Below are 17945 nucleotides of genomic sequence, written 5' to 3'. Positions count from 1 at the left end.
CCCCCATTTGCTTAGGCAAAGGCGTATTCTATCTTTGTAAAGCTTAGGGGTTGCTTAAAGGGAGTGGAGAACTCTAAATTTTGCTTTTGCAATTAGAGATTATGCAAAACACTGAATTTTTAACAAGAGAATCAGAATCCACTCTCCACTCTCGCACTGGGCAATTGTATTGTTGGACAATGGCATTCATTAACCTTTTTCATTAATAACCAAAACGCTTTTAGGCTATTTTTAGGCTATAATGGAGACTAATTTTTTTTAAAGTTTGGACATGCAAGCTCTTTACCCTTATGCCTTAGTTATCCATCTTTCTTGTGCTGTTATTTTTCTTGGTTATCTCTTCTTTGATGTTGTGATCCTTGCGCGTGCCTTAAAACTCTTTACGCCCGAGTTAGCTAATAAAATTGAGCAGGCAATCGGATCGCGGGCAATCAAAATTATGCCGATCTGTGTTTTGCTTCTCTTGTTAACAGGGGGGATCATGTTAAGTAACTATGTGGGGGGAGAAAGAGGGTGGCTACAAACCCCTTTTCAACAAGTACTCTTATTCAAGGTTGCCCTTGCTTGTGTGATTTTTGCGCTGGTGATTTTTTCTTTGGGATGTAAGTTGTTCCATAAAGCCAATCCTCTAGCCCCTATCATTCACCCTCTTGTGCTTGCCCTTGGTGTGGGGATTATACTATGTGCAAAATGGATGTGGTTCATTTAGCACGATGTGTACACATTACACAACTTTACCTCCACGCTATCTAAAGCTTTCTATTTGGCACGCTTTCTTAAGGCGGATTTAAAACGGCTCGGGCACGCTTTAAAAGTATCGTTCTTTAAAGAAAGGCACATTGCATATGGAACAGGAACATTTGAGTCGTGATATCAAGTTGCGACAGGTTTTAATGATTGCTTTGGGGGGAACAATTGGCACGGGGTTATTTGTAGGCACGGGGGGCAATATTGCCAACGCGGGCCCTTTGGGTACACTGCTTGCCTATATTGTAGGTGGGGTGATTGTCTATTCCATCATTCTCTCTTTAGGTGAGCTAGCTAGCGTCTACCCTAGTACGGGAAGTTTTGGAGACTACGCTACGCGCTTCATTGGACCAGCCACGGGCTACATGGTCTTTTGGATGTATTGGGTAGGCTGGATTGTAACCGTGGCGGTAGAATACATTGCGGTGGGTTTACTGATGCAGCGTTGGTTTCCGCAAGTGCCCGTCTATTACTTTGTGATGGCTTGCATTATTATCATTTTTGCCCTTAATGCTTTTTCAGTAAAAATTTTTGCGGAAGGAGAGTTTTTTCTAGCCCTAGTTAAGGTGTTGGCCGTATTTATTTTTATTGTGCTAGGTATGATTGGTATTATTTATCAAATCTACTTGCATGGAATAGGGAGCGTCTTTGCCAATTTCTATATGAGTAATCCAAACCCTACACAGGGGCTTGAAGTTGGATTTTTTCCTAAGGGGACTTATGCCGTTTTTGGAGCAATTTTAGCGGTGATTTTTGCCTATACTGGTACAGAAATCGTGGGCGTGGCTGCAGGTGAGGCTAAAGATCCTAGTGTAGTGATGCCTAAAGCCATTAAAGCCACTTTATGGCGTATTGTATTCTTCTTTTTAAGCTCTGTGATTATCATTTCCGTCTTCTTACCCATGACCGATTCTAGTATTGCGCAAAGTCCTTTTGTAAGTACTCTAGAGCGTATACCTCTACCATTCTTAGGAACGGGGATTCCCTATGCCGCTGATATTATGAATTTTGTGATTATCACAGCAATCCTTTCGACCGCTAATTCTGGTGTCTATGCCTCTAGCCGCATGATTTATGGCTTAGCTCAAAAGAAAATGTTTTTTCCTATCTTTGCCAAGCTTAATAAGCAAGGCACACCCGTTTATGCGATGTATCTCTCTATGGGTTTTACCCTCTTAGGAATGCTCACACAAAAGTTTGCCCCCGAAAAGATTATCGAAGCTCTTATTAATATCATTAGTTTCAGCGTAATCATTGTATGGATCAGCGTGAGTGTAGCGCAATATAACTTTAGAAAACAATTTGTCGCTTCAGGTAAATCCCTAAATGACCTTCCCTACCGCGCACCTTTCTTACCCTTAATCCAGTTAGTGGGTATTAGTGGCTCTATTATTGGGGTGATTGGAGCTTATATGGACCCCGAACAGCGTATTGGAGCGTATCTAACTATCGGATATGGCATTTTATGCTATGTGGGCTATTACCTCACTAAAGACGCTTGGGGTTACCAACACGAACATGGACTTTAAAACAAAAGTTTAGGTATAATGGGGGCTTTTAGACGACCAAAAACAATCAAAGGAATTTAGAATGCGGTTAATAGCGGTGAGTGTGGCGATGGCGATGGCGTTGAGTGTGGTTGGAGGAGGGCACATTCAAATCCAAGACATGCCAGAGGTGCAAAAGCGCGTAGGCGCTGACAATAGCCCTAACACCATCTATTCTTATAGCAACTCGGTGAAAGAGGCCACTAAAGCGGTGGTCAATATCTCTACCCAAAAGAAAGTAAAGGGCGGTTTTATGGGTGGGGGTCTTTTTAACGATCCCTTTTTTCAACAATTCTTTGGCGATTTTTATAACCCTGTTCCTAAGGATCGCGTGGAGCGCGCTTTGGGTAGTGGAGTGATTATTTCCCAAGATGGTTATATTGTCACCAATAACCATGTAATCGACAAGGCAGATAAAATTGTTGTTACTTTGCCCGGAAGCCATAAAGAATATGTAGCAACACTGGTAGGGACAGATGTAGATGGCGATCTTGCCGTGATTAAAATTAATAAAACTGGACTGCCCTGCATTAAATTTTCTAACAGCAGTGGTATCCTAGTAGGCGATTTGGTCTTTGCTATCGGGAATCCCTTTGGAGTGGGTGAAACCGTTACACAAGGCATTGTCTCTGCACTTAATAAAAACGGGATTGGGATTAATAATTACGAAAACTTTATTCAAACTGATGCGTCCATTAATCCGGGTAACTCGGGAGGGGCACTCATTGATAGCCGTGGCGGGTTAGTGGGAATCAATACAGCTATTCTCTCTAACACGGGGGGTAACCATGGCGTAGGCTTTGCCATCCCCTCTAACACCGTCAAGAGTACCGTAATTCAACTCATTAAAACAGGCACGATTCATAGGGGCTATTTGGGTGTGGGGATTCAAGATGTTAGCAATGAACTTGCTACAAGCTATAATGGTAAAGAGGGGGCTGTAGTGATCAGTGTTGATAAGGATTCACCGGCAAAAAAAGCAGGTTTGATGATTTGGGATTTAATTACAGAGGTGAATGGCAAAAAGATTAAAGATTCAGCCCAGTTGCGTAATCTGATTGGCTCTCTTGCTCCCAACCAACATATTACTCTTAAATACATGCGCGATAAGAAGGAATACACCACAACACTTACTTTAAGCGAACGCAAAAATCCCAATAGACGAGAAACTGCCACACCTCATGAAAGTTCACAGGGCGATCTAAGTGGCTTGAAGGTGCAGGCACTTACCCCCAACATGCGTAAGAATATGCGCATTCCTGAGGCAATTCAAGGCGTGTTTGTTCAAGAAGTCAAGCCTAATTCTAGGGCAGAAGAGCTCGGTTTCAAACATGGAGACATTATTAGTCAAATTGAAGCAATCGCTGTACATAACATCGAAGATTTTAACCGCGCCTTAATCAAGTACCGCAATATACCTAAGCGCTTTTTGGTTTTTGATCCCAGCTTGGGTACTTATAAACAGATTGTGGGCAAGTAGCGCGCATCTAAGGATCGTGATCGCTTACCCACTAGAACAAACGCATCGCGTTCGTTGCGTGGTATTTCTGCCAAAAATGCTTAAAAAAGGAGGGGAGCTGTCGTTTCTTCTTGTTGCTGTCCTTGCTCTATGGGGGTCTTTGGGGTAGAATAGTATAGTTCGCCATTGATTCTTTGGGCAATCACGCCACCAGGAATCTTAAAATGACGTTCAAGAGCAGGATTAGCTTGCAGGGCGTGTTGCATAAAATCTGCAAAAACAGGTGCAGCAACAACACCCCCTGCCATACCATGCCCAATACTACTATTATCATCCCTACCAAACCATACAATGGTTTGTAGACCAGGACTAAATCCGCAAAACCATGCATCGATATAGTTATTAGAAGTGCCTGTTTTGCCTGCTATTTCCATACCGGGCACGCGTGCACGTGTGCCTGTACCTCTTTCTACAACTTCTTTAAGAATAGAAAGTGTGAGCCATGTTTGCGCTTTGGAAAGAATGGGTTTAGGGGGAGTGATTTGAAGCAGTTTAGCATTGCCCTGTGCGTCAACAACACTGGAAATTAAAGCGGGTTCTAGAAGTGTACCATAGTTCGAAAAGAGAGAATATTGCATGCTTGCTTCTAAAGGAGAAATACCAAAACTGCCCAAAGCAATAGACATGTTCTTAGGTAGGTTGGCAAATCCAAAATCGCTTAGACCCTGATAAATTGTGTCAAATCCGATCGTGTCCACAAGGTTAATTGTGGCTAGATTGATGGAGTTCGTAAGCGCTTTTTTAAGCGTGATAAATCCGGAAAATTTGCGGTTATAATTTTTGGGGCGCCAGTTTCTAGCAGTGTTGCTATTAAAGGTGCGCGCCACATCAGGGATTAAGGAAGCACTAGAAAGTCCATGTTCAAAGGCAATTTGATAGATAAAAGGTTTAACGCTGCTTCCAAACTGGCGTTTAGTCTGTGTAGCGCGGTTAAAAGAACTCTTGGCATAATCTACCCCCCCAACCATTGCTAGAATATGTCCAGTGTGGGTATCAGTAACTACAATCGCTCCGTTTAAAGTGCTATCGTGATCTTCACGCAAACGCGCGATTGTATTTTCATAGCCACGCACTAAGGCTTCACGGGCTAGATTTTGATAATCTAGATCGATAAAGAGCTTAATAGTATAGCCCCCAGTTTTGAGATCGGGCAAAAAACCCAAAGTACGCACCACTTCATCCACCACATAGGGAGCAACATTTTGAGTCGTTGTGGTGCGATAGACTTTAGGAACTTCTGCGAGTGCGCTTTGCATTTCCTCATTGGTAATCCAACCCAAATTGAACAAACGGCGGATAATGCTATTAGCGCGTGTGAGAGAAAAATCTAGATGTTTAGTGGGATCGTAAAAAGAAGGAGCACGTGGCAAAGCCATGAGCATAGTAATTTCTTTTAAAGTTAAAGCCTTTAGAGGTTTTTTAAAATAACCCAAACTTGCAGTTTTCACTCCATAAAAACCATGTCCAAAGAAAGTTTGATTCAAATAGCGCTCTAAGATTGCTTCCTTACTGATTTTCTGTTCCAATTTCAAGGCGAGCACAACCTCTTTGATCTTACGATCTAAGGTTTTTTCGCGTGTTAAGAGCATATTTTTAACCAGCTGTTGGGTGAGCGTGCTCCCCCCCTCGCTGTATTTTTGGTGCCGGAGATTCTTAAGAAACGCCCGCATAATTGCATCCAAATTGATCCCATTATGCTCAAAAAACAAAGTGTCTTCTACAGCCAGCAAGGCTTCAATCATTTTAGGTGGGATTTCTGAAAAATGAGTATAAACACGAAATTCGTTCTCATAGAGATTAGCGATCAAACGCCCCTTAGTGTCTAAAATCTTGGTAGCTAGAGCGGGTTTGTAATCCACAATTTTTTGCACTTCAGTTCCCGCCTCACCCCACAGAAATAGTAAATACCCTCCGCCTACAACACCTCCAATAAGTACGGGTAAAATGAACAGCACCCATAAGACTTTTTTTAAAATCTGCATCGCGCCTCTAAAACTTCTTTTTGTTCGCGTCTTCCAAAATATTCAGAGAGATTTTATCGATGCTATTACCCACCTCCAAGGACATATTGGCGATTCTAAGATTATGCTCTGTGTCCGCTTTGAATGCATCTAAAGCCATGTTAATGCTCTCCACATTCTGAGCTTGCGCTTTGATAGACTCGTTAGTATCATTGATACTTTGGGCGAGCACATTAATATTACTCTCAATTTCGCCCAAAGATTTTTGGGTGCGCTCGGCTAGTTGTCTGACTTCATCAGCTACCACCGCAAAGCCCCGCCCATGTTCGCCCGCGCGTGCGGCTTCAATTGCGGCGTTCAAAGCGAGCAAGTTAGTTTGATCGGCAATATCTTTAATAATGGCAACAATATTTTTAATATCTTGACCTTGAGCAATCAACTGCTCGCTTTGGACACTGATTCCTTGAATATTCGCCATGATATTTGCAATAGATTGAGAAGTGGCAATCAAACTTTGATTTTGCTGACTAGCGCTCTTTTTAAGACTATCGACACAACTTTTTAGATTTTTTGACTCGTCATTTAGCGCACTCGCAAATTGCAATGATGTTTGCAACATTTTCTTAATCTCTATCCCCAGCGCATCTAAAGTGCGCTCCATTTCCCCAGAAGGTTGGGAAATACCCTGCGAAAAATCCAAAGCTTGGTAACGAGTAAATACTCCGTTGATGTTTTGCATATGCAAACCGATACGCTCTTGCAAGAAAGCAATCATTTCGTTAAAAAATTGTTTAAGCTGAACAAGGTCTTCGCTTGCAGGGGTTGCACTGATGGTTTGGTTAAAATTGCCCTGTTTAATCTCTTGTACCACTGCAGAAACATTGTGCATGCAGGCTGAATCTGTTTTAATGCGTTCCTGAATTTTTAGGATATTTTCATTGATAGAGTGTTGCATAATCCCAATCTCATCATAACTTGTAACAGGCTTAGTGATAACCTTGCTATGGGTATCATGGCTATGGAGCAATTTAAAGAAAGAATCTAGGGTGCTAGAGAGTGTGGCAATGGGATGGCTGATAAAATAGCGCATGAGTACCAAGATGATGCCTATGATCATGATTGTGATCAAAATGGAAGCGATAAAAATCAGCATATAAATTTCATGGGCAAGGCTATAAACCTTTTCTTGGGGCACATACCTACCCACCACCCATTCAAAATGAGAATTATTACCTTTAATCTTAGAACAAATATTAAAGATTCTCACCACCAAAAAGACGGTTTGGTTGGTGCGCAAGGTATGGTAATTTAGAAGTCCTGATTTATTTTGACGGATAAAATCCTGAAGCATATGCGAACTAGGAGTAGGGTTGGCATCGGCTAAAAAACGTCCCTGCGCCTCCACATCGAGGTCAGGATCGCCTGTGGTTAAAACCACCCCATCTTGTTGGAGTACAAAAGTATCTTTATTTTTCCTAAAAGCAAGTACCAAGATATTTTTAATATCAAAAAAAACGCTTGCTATGCCGACCATTTGATTATTTTTCATCAATGGCAATGCTAACTCGAAGCCAAAGTATTTTTTATCACCAATTATTTGGAAAGAAACGAGGCTTTTATGAATTGTCTTGTTATTTCTCACATAATCTATGAGAGGATCTTTTAAATCCCTCTCTTGCAGTGTTTTAAAAGTGGTATCCTGCCTGTAAGTAATGCTTGTTATATGAGGCGTATTCATGTATCTGATCTTAATGCGCTTGGCATCAGGGCTTTCAAAAAAAATTTCTTAACCAGTTGCAGTTGCTGGTCTTCTTGTGTGAGATCAATATTAGATAATTTTGTGCTCAATTTATTAAATTGTTCAAATGTGCGACTGATGACGCGTTGTAGCCTAGCGGCAACTTCGCCCGTACCTTCTGTGAGTTGCGCAACAGTGCGTTCCTTGATCGCTTTTTGTACTTTAGTACCGATAAGCCACCCTAAAATTCCGATAGAAACCCCCACCACACTGCAAATTACTAACAATACCTTAGTTCCAATCTTGGCATGTCTCAACATAGCAATCCTCAAGCGTTAGTTTCAATATCTCCAAGAAAATCTAGCATTAGAAATCTTTTTTTAGGATTTCCTCTACTTTTAGGATAGATACAAGTTTATCTTCGCGTTTACCAATTCCAAAAATGAGTTGGTTGTTTTCTAAAAGGGTTTCAGGCACGGGGTCAATATCAGATTGCTTGATCCTAATTGCCTCTGTGAGACGGTCAATGTAAAAGCCGGCAATCTGATCATTATGGCGCACTACCAAATAGCGCATGTCTTTATTGAGTTTTTCAGGGGGTAGACCAAATTTCAAGCGCAAACTAATCAGAGGGAAGACATTCCCCCGCAAATTAAACACCCCCAAGACATAGTTAGGAGTCTCAGGCACACGAGTGTAACCGATGGGTTTGACGATCTCTAAGATATTGAGAATAGGGATGGCATATTCCTCACTTCCGATGATAAACCCAATGAATTGTAAAATCTCTTCGGTATCCTCTACCTTAATCTCATCCTTTTTCTGTTGTTTATCAAAAATTTCCTTAAGCGCCATTGCATTTCTCATGCTCTCTCCTATGTGTCTAATCTAATACTGCGCTTGACTACATTTGCCAAGTATTCCGGGCTATAGGGTTTGGTAATGTATTCGGTCATGCCACTCTCCACTCCTCTAATACGATCGGTCTTTGTAACCCTTGAGGTTACCGCAATCAAGGGCAAATTCTTGAACTTGTTGTATTTACGCACCTCAGAAGCGAAAGCGTAGCCATCCATCTTGGGCATTTCAATATCCACCAACACCGCATCAGGCACTTTGTCCGCGTTTTTGACCATTTCTAGCCCCTCTACACCATTGGTAGCTTCGATCACGGTTACCCCTAAAGGTTTTAAAGATTTGCGCATCATAGCGCGATCCGTACTGCTATCATCGATCGCCAACACAATATAATCGCTAGGCGCATTTTTAGCATTGGAATGTTGGGCTTGATCAATAAGGTGATTCACATTTACCTTCACATTTTTAGCCATTTCCATCATCGTGCCCACATCCACAATCAAAGTGATCTTGCCATCTCCGCGCACCGTGGCTCCAGCAATCCCCTTCGTACTCTTGAGATAATAGCCCAAGGACTTGATCACCACCTCCTCTTGTCCGATCAGGTAATCTACAATCACTCCAATTTTTTGATCAGCTAGCCCAATAATTACAACATAAACCTCCCTAGAGGTTTCCAAAATTGCATCGACTTTAAAAATATCAGCTAAACGCACGAGAGATAGCACTTCATCGCGTAAACGCAATACGCTTTTACCATCTACGCTATAAATCTCATCCTGACTGATGCGCACGGTCTCCAACACAGAAGAAAGGGGGATGGCGTAGTACTCTTCTTGTACACCCACTAACAAAGCTTGGATAATCGCTAAGGTTAAGGGGATTTTGAGTTTTTGTGTGGTCTTAATCCCCACTTCAGATTCTAATTCAATGATTCCATTGAGCTTTTCAATATTGGTTTTAACAACATCCATCCCTACACCACGCCCAGAAACATTGCTAAGTGTCTTAGCTGTAGAAAAGCCGGGCTTGAAGATGATATTTAACGCCTCTTTATCGGTCATACTAGCTGCATCGCGTTCAGTGATCACACCTTTTTCAATAGCCTTTTCTTTAAGCTTATCTGGATCAAGCCCCGCCCCATCGTCTGTAATCTTAATTACGATGTGATTGCCCTCATTATAGGCACTCAACTCCACGCGCCCCGTCTCGGGTTTACCCAACATCTTACGATCTTCGGGCTTTTCAATACCATGATCACAGGAGTTGCGGATAATGTGAATCAAGGGATCGCCAATTTCTTCGACAATGGATTTATCTAATTCAGTCTCTTCCCCATCAATGACAAGCTCGATGCTCTTGCCCAATTCGCGACTTAAATCGCGCACCATGCGCGGGAATTTGTTAAACACCTTGCCGATGGGCTGCATACGCGTTTTCATCACAGCGAGCTGCAAATCTGTGGTTACGGCTGAAATGGAAGACACCACCTGATTGAGCTCTTCTAAGAATTTTTCCCCATCATAGCGTTCTTCCACATCGCCGTAAATGCGAATCAGGCGGTTTTTCCCTAGTACCAACTCCCCAATAAGATTCATCAAGTGATCCAAACGGCGCACATCCACGCGTACGGTTTGCTCTACTCCAAGTGCCACCGATTTATCCTGATCCTTTTTAGGACTCTTATTAGCTGCGCTTGCAACTTTAGCGGGGGCAACTTTAGGTATGGAAGATTCTGAGGTCCTAGAAGCAGAAAGCGGAGAGGTTTTCGTTGCCTCTTCTTTTTTCTGGGCGCGGCGGGCTTTGTCTGCTTCTTGACGAATCTTTAACAAGCGTTCGATCTCTTTTTCTACCTCCTGAGGACTCATATTGGCATAATCTGCCTCCGGTTCTCCCGCTAGAGGATTATCTGTATTAGGAGTAGACTCTGGAGGCGGCTGTGGGGTTTGTGCGCTTTGGGTGGGTATATTTTCTTGAGCAGAGGTCGTGGCCACCTCAGGCGTGGTTTCCTCAGCACTCTCAGGATTGCTCTGTGCAATAGCCTGCAACTCTTTAACAATGCCTGAAATATCCAGTCCAGCATTGGCATCAGAACCAGTGTTGCGAATCGTTACCAACAAGGTTTTCATCATGTCTACTGAGCGCAACACAACATCCATTATATCGGGGGTAATTTGTAGCTCGTTCTTGCGTGCGCGATTGAGCACATCTTCCATGTTATGGGTCAAATGCGTAAGGGTGTCTAGATTGAGAAAGGAGCTTGAACCCTTAATAGTGTGCGCCACCCTAAAAATGCGATTGAGCAAATCCAAATCTTGGGGAGTGTGTTCCAACTCCACCAAGTCTTGGTCAAGCTGTTCGTTCATTTCGAAGGCTTCGACTAAGAAGTCTTCCATGATCTCGCGCATATCATCCATACTAGCCCCTTTGCTTAAGTTTGATTCAATTATACAGGATTTAGCTTATCCTAGAATTTTAGCCACTTCCTCTGCAAAACGATTGGCGTCAAACTTCACCAAGTAGCCTTTCACGCCCAAATCCAAAGCCTTTTGCGCGCTGTAATCGTCGCAGATAGAAGAGTTAAATAATACGGGAATATCGGCAAAGCGCATGTCCTCTTGGATTTTAGAAAAAAAGTTATAGCCGTCCATTTTAGGCATCTCTACATCCGAAACGATGAGCTTGAGTATGCGGTTCAAATTCTCTCCATGCTGGGCATAGAGCTGCTCCAACTTAGCTAATCCGTCCTCTCCATCCACCGCTTCCACCACATCAAAGCCTAGTTGCGTGAGGGTACTTTTGATAATCTTGCGTGCAGCCTTGCTGTCGTCCAAAAATAGTGCCGTCCCCTCAAATTTCTTCGTATGTTGCTTTTTAAGGGTGTCTCTAGAGGTATGCTCCACATGCAACTCAAAATCGTTCAGGATACTTTCCAAATCCAAGATCAGCAAGGTCTGCTCTCCCTCGATTTTGGTTGTTCCTGTGATACGATCCTTGCCAGCATTGCTATGCGTGCTAAAAACGGCAGGCTTGACATCACTCCAGCTAATGCGCCTAATGCGTTTGGCTTCGTGCACAATGAAGCCCATCTTGACATTACTAAATTCGGTAATCACCACCACCTTTTCCTCAATGCGCGCGGTGTCTTCCACAATCCCCAGCCACACGGAAAGATCGATGAGAGGCATCACAATAGATCGCAAATCAAAAACCCCCACGACATAATCTAAGTGGGTGGGAAACTCAAAGATTTCAGGCATCATGATGATTTCTTGCACCTTAGAAACATTGATCCCATAAATCCCTTCATAGGGCTGATCGGACTGCAAACCAAAAATGCGAAAATCCACCAGCTCAATCTCACCCAAATTTAAAGCAGTATCCAAACTTTGCTCGGTCATGCCATATCCCATAGTGGTTTTACCCTTAAATTTTACCCTAATTTTGCAACATTTCAGACATACATGTCTGTAGAGTAGGTGCGTTTTGCGTGCGGTAAAAGCAGGGCAAGCTGTAATAACACCCCTGCGTGTGGGTATCATAGTAGCATGCCCCAGCGTGAAAATGCCCCTCAATCACCCCGCCCCACTGGGTTATGCCCTGCTCTTGGGCGTGCTGGGCATAAAGGGCTAGGCGTTTTTGGGCGAAGTGGGCAAAGTCTTTTACATCCAAAAGTCTAATGGATTTGGCATCGATGTGGTGCTGGATATGCGGGTATACACGGGGCAAGAGCGCATCTAGGCTCGCTAACACCTTAAGCGTCCAAGCATGGTTTAAAAAGCGGATATAGCACTCATACCCGCGTCCCACAAAGAGATCCCCATGCGCTAGAGAGAAAAGACGATCTTGATAGAGAAAAAAAGCGGGTTGGTGCGATCGAGGATAGATCCGCACATGCTGGAATGCTTTTAGCGCACCCAAGCCTAGATCGTGATTGCCCTCAAAGTAGAAAACTTGGGTTATTTTACTCAACGCGTGGATTTTCTCCAAAATGGCGCGGTGGGGTGTTAGTGTGCTAGCTATCTTGCCCACTAAAATATGAAAAATATCCCCCATCAAAAAAACCTGCTTGGGGGGGGTTTTTGAGAGCTGATCTAAAAAAAGGGGGAGAGCGGGGCTATCTGGCTTGTGGTGCGCGTCTGCGATGAAAATCGCCTCGCTAGAAAGGGTGGGATAGGACGCAAGATTCACCCTCCCCCCATGAATTGCAAGCACTCTAAACGATCGTTGTCTTCTAGCATGGTGTGTGCCCAGTCCTCTTTTTTGACCACGACACTATTGCGCGCCACCGCACACACTCGCGAGTCGATTCCTAATTGCTCTATGAGGCTTTGGATATTCAACACCCCTTCAAACTGCCTTGATTGCCCATTGATGATCACTTGCATAATTCTCCTTTTTAGGTGTGGTAATTGGGGGCTTCTTTGGTGATGTCCACATCGTGCACATGAGACTCTCTCAAACCCGCAGCGGTGATTTGCACAAATTGCGCGTTTTGGGTGAGTGTAGGGATGTCTGGCGCGCCCAAATAGCCCATAGAAGAACGCAAACCCCCCACCAATTGGTAGAGAATATCTGCAATTTTACCCCGATAGGGCACGCGCCCCTCAATGCCTTCAGGGACAAGTTTTTCAGAAGCTAGCCCCTCTTGAAAATAGCGATCCGAACTCCCCTTACTCATCGCCCCAATGCTCCCCATGCCCCGATAACTCTTATACTGCCTGCCCTGATAGATTAAAGTGTCCCCCGGGGACTCTAAAGTGCCAGCGATCAAACTCCCCACCATCACACAGGAGGCGCCCACCGCCAACGCCTTAGCCACATCGCCTGAATACTTGATCCCCCCATCGGCAATCACGGGGATATTGTGTTGCTTGGCTTCTTGATAACACACATCGATCGCGCTGATTTGGGGCATGCCCACTCCAGCCACAATACGCGTGGTGCAAATACTCCCCGGACCAATGCCCACCTTCACCCCATCTGCCCCCGCGCTAATCAAGTCTTTAGTGGCTTGGGCGGTTACCACATTGCCCACCACCACATCTATTTCTAGCTCTTTTTTAATCGCCTCTAAAGTGCTAATCACATTGCGCGAATGCCCATGCGCGCTATCTAGTACCAACACATCTACCCCCGCTTTGACCAAGGCGCGGGCGCGATCCATGTGGTTAGCCCCGATGGCTGCGCCCACGCGCAAACGCCCGTAAGCGTCCTTATTGGCATGAGGGTATTCAATGCGCTTTTGGATGTCTTTAATAGTGATGAGCCCTTTGAGTACATTATGAGCGTCCACTAGAGGGAGTTTTTCAATTTTATGTTCATGCATGATGGCTTGGGCTTGATCCAAGCTCACCCCCACAGGGGCGGTGATCAAGGGGGCTTTGGTCATCAACGCACCCACCTTCTTGCTCCAATCGGTCTCAAAGCGCATGTCTCTATTGGTTAAAATCCCAATCAAGACCCCATGCGAGTCGATCACGGGCACACCTGAAATTTTGTAGTTGTCTGCAATCGCCTTAGCCTCCCCTAAAGAAGCCTCCGCATGGATGTAAATAGGGTCATGAATCACCCCGCTCTCACTCTTTTTGACCTTAAGCACTTGTTGCACTTGCGCCTCAATGTCCATATTTTTATGGATGATCCCTATGCCCCCAAGGCGCGCCATCGCGATGGCGGTGTCAAACTCGGTTACCGTGTCCATCGCCGCGCTCACAAAGGGGATATTCAAGTTAATATGGGTACTGAGTTTAGAAGCCACGCTGACCTCTTTGGGCAACACCTCCGAATAAGCGGGCACCAGCAACACATCTTCAAAGGTGAGGGCTGTTTTTAAGAGTTGCATACCTATCCTTTCAATTCTAAGACTTCTTCTAAGCCATAGGCGACATCCAAAATACTCTGTTCTTCAAAAGTGCGCCCGATGAGTTGCATCCCAATGGGCAAATTGCCATGGTAGGCAACGGGCAGGGAAATCGCGGGCAACCCGGCTAGATTCACCCCCACGGTGTAAATATCGCTCAAATACATTTCTAGGGGGCTGGCATGCGCGTTGAATTTGGGCGCGCTTGAGGGCGCAACGGGGGCTAGGATCACATCTGCGCTCTCAAAGAGTTTTTTGTATTCGTGCACGATATGCGCGCGCGCTTTAAGCGCCTTGAGATAATAGGCTTCATAATACCCGCTACTCAGTACAAAATTGCCTAACATGATCCGCCGTTTGACCTCTGCGCCAAAACCTTGCGAGCGGGTTTTAATGTAGAGCTCTTTGAGATCGCGCCCCTCTACACGCCGTCCATAGCGCACCCCATCAAAGCGTGCAAGATTAGAGCTCGCCTCCGCGGTGCTCAAAATATAATAAGCCGCGATGTGGTGTTTGTGATCGCCCATGCTTTGGGGTACTAAAGTGTGCCCCATTTTCTCTAAAACCTGCGCACAATGCCAATAAGCCTCTTGCACTTCAGGGCTTGCGTCCTTGAGACTCTCATACAAGACCCCGACACGCACCCGCGCCTTAGGGTTTAGGTGTTTAAAAGTTTGGCTAGGTTCTAGGGCTACACTGGTGGAGTCTTTGCTATCATGCCCGCTAATGGCATCCAATAAAAGCGCGCTATCGCGCACATTTTGGGTAATGGGACCGATCTGATCCAAACTAGAACTATAAGCCACTAAACCATACCGACTCACCCGCCCGTAAGTGGGTTTGAGCCCCACACAACCACAATAACTTGCTGGCTGGCGAATCGAACCGCCCGTATCACTCCCCAATGCCGCAATGGCTACCCCCCCAGCGACCGCGCTCGCACACCCCCCAGAGCTCCCCCCGGGTACATGGTTGGTGTCTTTGGGATTCTTGCTAGGTCCATAACAGCTAGATTCGCTAGTGCTCCCCATGGCAAACTCGTCCATATTGCCCAGCCCAAAGGCGCACATGCCATGTTGGTGGAGGCGCTCAATAGCGGTCGCGTTGTAGGGGGCGATATAGCCCTGTAGAATTTGGCTAGCACAAGTGATCTCCCAACCCTGCACATTGATATTGTCCTTGATCAAAATGGGCACGCCCGCGCCACTGGACTTAGGGGGGCGGATATAGGCGTTGAGCTCAGGTTTTTTTAGCACCTCTTGGGTCAGTTCGTGTTTGTATTCTTCTAGGGCTTGAGCAGGGAGTTTTAAAGCTTCTTCTAGAGTTAGCATGGCGATCCTAATGGTTTTAGGGCGCATTTTAGCAGATGTCGGGTAAAAACTCTCTATAATCCTCTAATGGATCGCCTAGTCCCCCTACGCACTTTCTTTGAGTTGTGCCAAAGCGCGCCAAAACGCATGGGCTATGCTTTGGGTTTGGTCTTGTTGGTGGGCGCGCTCCCCTCCTTGAGTGTCGCCATTACCATCAAGCTTATCAACCTTATCGCGTGGATGTTGCAACATAAAAGCTTAGAATACAAACCTCTAATAGAGATTTTGTCTTTAGGGGCTTTGGTGTTGTTGGGATCGCATGTGTGTGCCCAAGCCTTAGCCCACTTGCAAACCTTGATTGCTGAAGAGTTTTCTATGCATATCTTGAGCAAGCTAGCGGACAAACTAGAGACAACCACTCATCTAAGTTTTTTAGAGGATAAAGAGCGCAGTGTACAAATCAATACCCTGAAAAATGGTTTGCACATCAGACCGCTTAACTATGTCAATAATCTCTTTTTCAATGCGCAACGCCTCATTGGCTTGATCTCTCTTTTTGTGGTGCTTGGCTCTATTAGTCTCTACCTACCCTTTGTGATGCTCTTGGCAAGTACCCCTAGCCTCTTGCTTTCTAACCATATCGCCAAGAAACACAGCCAAGAATTAGATTCTTTGCAAGATCAAAAAGAAGCCCTGCAAAACTACTTACAACATGGCTTAGACAGCGCGAAGAATAAAGACAATCTCTTGTTCAACTTCATCGCCGCCTTTAAAATAGACTTCACTTTGAAAAAGAGGGAGTATCTCAAATCTTTCACAAATATCTACCAAAAACAACTGATCCATAGCCTGTTTTTAAATATCTTGGTGGCTCTATTTAACGCGAGTCTCTTGTTTTTTGTGATTGCTATCTTGTTGGCTAAGAGTGTGGGCGTGGGGGCTGTGGCTGGGTATATCCAAGCCTTTAGCATGGCTAACCAACAATTAGAGGACTTGGCTCTCTTTGGGCGGTGGTTTTTTGTGATCAACACCTATTTTAAAAACTATTTTGCACTTTTAGACACCCAAGATCAACCAGAAAAAAAGCAGGTGTTAGAAGAAGTCATCACGCATATCCGCTTTAAGGAGGTGTGTTTTTCTTACCAAAACAAACAGGTCTTGCACAATATCAATTGCGCCTTTAGCGCGTCTAAAATTTATGCCATCGTGGGCAAGAACGCGAGCGGTAAAAGCACTTTAATCAAGTTATTGATGGGTTTTTATGCGCCTAGCTCAGGAGAGATCATTATCAACCAGCGCTATTTATTAAGAGATTTAGATCTCAAAAGCTACCGCCAACAACTCAGCGCTATTTTTCAAGATTTTTCTTTCTACGCGGGCTATAGTCTTGAAGAGAATATTTTTATGCAAACCCAGCCTAGTCCAGTCCAACTAGCCACTCAAGAACGCGCCTTAAGTCTTCTAGAATCCACTAAAGAGCTTTTGGCGCAATTTGGGAGAGATATTTTTGGTATCCAATACAATGGGCAGGATTTTTCAGGGGGGCAAAAGCAAAGCCTAGCCACTTTGAGAGCCTTTTTAAAAGCAAGTTCTTGCATGATTTTAGATGAGCCCTCAAGTGCCATTGACCCCATCGCCCAAAAAGACTTTTTAAATTTTATCTTTAAAATGATAGAGGACAAAATGGCGATCCTCATCACACACCATATTGCAAGCGCTAAAAATGCCCATGAGATTCTTGTCTTAGATGCAGGGCGCTTGGTTGAACGGGGCGATTTTGACACTCTGCTAAGCCAAAAGGGCTTGTTTGCTAGGCTGTATAGAGAGAGTTTAAGGGATGATAGCAAAGCTTAATGTTTCTCAACAAAAATATTTTCTTTTTACGCTTGGGGCAGGTAGTTAGTGGTGTAGTGGTTTCTCTGCTCACATTTAGTAGCACTAGTAGCACATTGGCAGGTCAAAGGCTTTTAGGGCACGCCACTCTAGCTACTCTGCCCATTACTACGACCCTTACGGGGGCGTTTGTGGCGGTGTGCTTTTCAGCATCCATCTTTCAAAAATATGGCAGAAAAAGAGCATTTTTAGGCACGTCTTCGTTAGGGGTGGTGGGTGCTAGCTTAGGCGTTGTAGTCTTGTTTGCCTAAAGCTTTACGCTCTTTTGTCTAGCGATTTTTTGCTAGACTTTTTTAGCGCACTTAATCGGTTTTATCGCTTTTAGCCATAGGGGTCATTAATGCAACCTACCAAAACAATAGAGCCACCGCACTTGTGGTGAGTGGAGGAGGGTGTGTTGCTTAAAACCTTCAATCTTCCCTGATCTTCTCTAGTGCGGTTGTTAGCACTGATCTATTCTTAAGAAATTTTTTAGGTGTTTTTTGCAAGAATCCCTAATCCCTAATCCC

15 protein-coding genes are annotated in these 17945 nt (G+C 44.5%); 5 read left to right on the top strand and 10 right to left on the bottom strand.

Features of this window, described 5'->3' with window-relative positions:
• Window positions 1-271: 271 nt before the first annotated feature.
• The 3 genes from C6G87_RS06335 to C6G87_RS06325 all read left to right on the top strand — a co-directional run bounded on the left by C6G87_RS06335 (window position 272) and on the right by C6G87_RS06325 (window position 3774).
• Window positions 272-709 carry a copper resistance protein CopD gene (locus C6G87_RS06335; RefSeq protein WP_104752680.1) on the top strand — a complete coding sequence of 146 codons (438 nt, stop codon included), beginning with the start codon at window positions 272-274 and terminating at the stop codon, window positions 707-709.
• A gap of 136 nt (window positions 710-845) precedes the next feature.
• Window positions 846-2276: an amino acid permease gene (locus C6G87_RS06330; RefSeq protein ID WP_104752679.1), complete on the top strand. Its 1431-nt coding sequence runs from the start codon at window positions 846-848 to the stop codon at window positions 2274-2276.
• Between the two features lie 61 nt (window positions 2277-2337).
• Window positions 2338-3774 carry a Do family serine endopeptidase gene (locus C6G87_RS06325; protein WP_104752678.1) on the top strand — a complete coding sequence of 479 codons (1437 nt, stop codon included), beginning with the start codon at window positions 2338-2340 and terminating at the stop codon, window positions 3772-3774.
• 80 nt (window positions 3775-3854) lie between these two features.
• On the opposite strand, the gene C6G87_RS06320 is transcribed toward C6G87_RS06325, so the two are convergent.
• The 10 genes from C6G87_RS06320 to gatA all read right to left on the bottom strand — a co-directional run bounded on the left by C6G87_RS06320 (window position 3855) and on the right by gatA (window position 15564).
• On the bottom strand, window positions 3855-5789 hold the full coding sequence (locus C6G87_RS06320) for a transglycosylase domain-containing protein (RefSeq protein ID WP_104752683.1): 1935 nt from the start codon (window positions 5787-5789) through the stop codon (window positions 3855-3857).
• Between the two features lie 13 nt (window positions 5790-5802).
• The gene (locus C6G87_RS09065) at window positions 5803-7323 is read right to left on the bottom strand and encodes a methyl-accepting chemotaxis protein (protein WP_158653116.1); all 1521 of its coding nucleotides are present in this window, start codon (window positions 7321-7323) and stop codon (window positions 5803-5805) included.
• 185 nt (window positions 7324-7508) lie between these two features.
• Complete coding sequence (locus C6G87_RS09150; protein WP_104752676.1) at window positions 7509-7832, bottom strand: hypothetical protein; 324 nt, start codon at window positions 7830-7832, stop codon at window positions 7509-7511.
• Between the two features lie 46 nt (window positions 7833-7878).
• On the bottom strand, window positions 7879-8367 hold the full coding sequence (locus tag C6G87_RS06305; RefSeq protein ID WP_104752682.1) for a chemotaxis protein CheW: 489 nt from the start codon (window positions 8365-8367) through the stop codon (window positions 7879-7881).
• Between the two features lie 20 nt (window positions 8368-8387).
• On the bottom strand, window positions 8388-10787 hold the full coding sequence (locus C6G87_RS06300; protein WP_104752675.1) for a hybrid sensor histidine kinase/response regulator: 2400 nt from the start codon (window positions 10785-10787) through the stop codon (window positions 8388-8390).
• Window positions 10788-10832: 45 nt separating this feature from the next.
• Window positions 10833-11771 carry a chemotaxis protein gene (locus tag C6G87_RS06295; protein WP_104752674.1) on the bottom strand — a complete coding sequence of 313 codons (939 nt, stop codon included), beginning with the start codon at window positions 11769-11771 and terminating at the stop codon, window positions 10833-10835.
• Window positions 11772-11808: 37 nt separating this feature from the next.
• Window positions 11809-12561, bottom strand: coding sequence for a UDP-2,3-diacylglucosamine diphosphatase (locus C6G87_RS06290; RefSeq protein ID WP_104752673.1), 753 nt, complete (start codon window positions 12559-12561; stop codon window positions 11809-11811).
• Window positions 12558-12758: a sulfur carrier protein ThiS gene (gene thiS, locus C6G87_RS06285; protein WP_104752672.1), complete on the bottom strand. Its 201-nt coding sequence runs from the start codon at window positions 12756-12758 to the stop codon at window positions 12558-12560. The genes C6G87_RS06290 and thiS overlap by 4 nt, the downstream gene beginning before the upstream one ends.
• A gap of 11 nt (window positions 12759-12769) precedes the next feature.
• Window positions 12770-14215, bottom strand: coding sequence for an IMP dehydrogenase (gene guaB, locus C6G87_RS06280; protein WP_104752671.1), 1446 nt, complete (start codon window positions 14213-14215; stop codon window positions 12770-12772).
• A gap of 2 nt (window positions 14216-14217) precedes the next feature.
• Complete coding sequence (gene gatA, locus C6G87_RS06275) at window positions 14218-15564, bottom strand: Asp-tRNA(Asn)/Glu-tRNA(Gln) amidotransferase subunit GatA (protein WP_104752681.1); 1347 nt, start codon at window positions 15562-15564, stop codon at window positions 14218-14220.
• 66 nt (window positions 15565-15630) lie between these two features.
• On the opposite strand from gatA, the gene C6G87_RS06270 reads away from it, so the two are divergent.
• Together C6G87_RS06270 and C6G87_RS06265 are read left to right on the top strand one after the other, a co-directional pair.
• Window positions 15631-17397, top strand: coding sequence for an ATP-binding cassette domain-containing protein (locus tag C6G87_RS06270; protein ID WP_104752670.1), 1767 nt, complete (start codon window positions 15631-15633; stop codon window positions 17395-17397).
• Complete coding sequence (locus C6G87_RS06265) at window positions 17397-17687, top strand: hypothetical protein (RefSeq protein ID WP_104752669.1); 291 nt, start codon at window positions 17397-17399, stop codon at window positions 17685-17687. Before C6G87_RS06270 ends, C6G87_RS06265 begins: the two co-directional genes overlap by 1 nt.
• Window positions 17688-17945: the final 258 nt, after the last annotated feature.

The sequence above is a fragment of the Helicobacter baculiformis genome (genome assembly GCF_900197685.1).
Taxonomy (GTDB): Bacteria; Campylobacterota; Campylobacteria; order Campylobacterales; family Helicobacteraceae; genus Helicobacter; species Helicobacter baculiformis.
The sequence above is the reverse complement of the archived record's forward strand: the minus strand, read 5'-3'. Positions and strand labels throughout refer to the sequence as shown.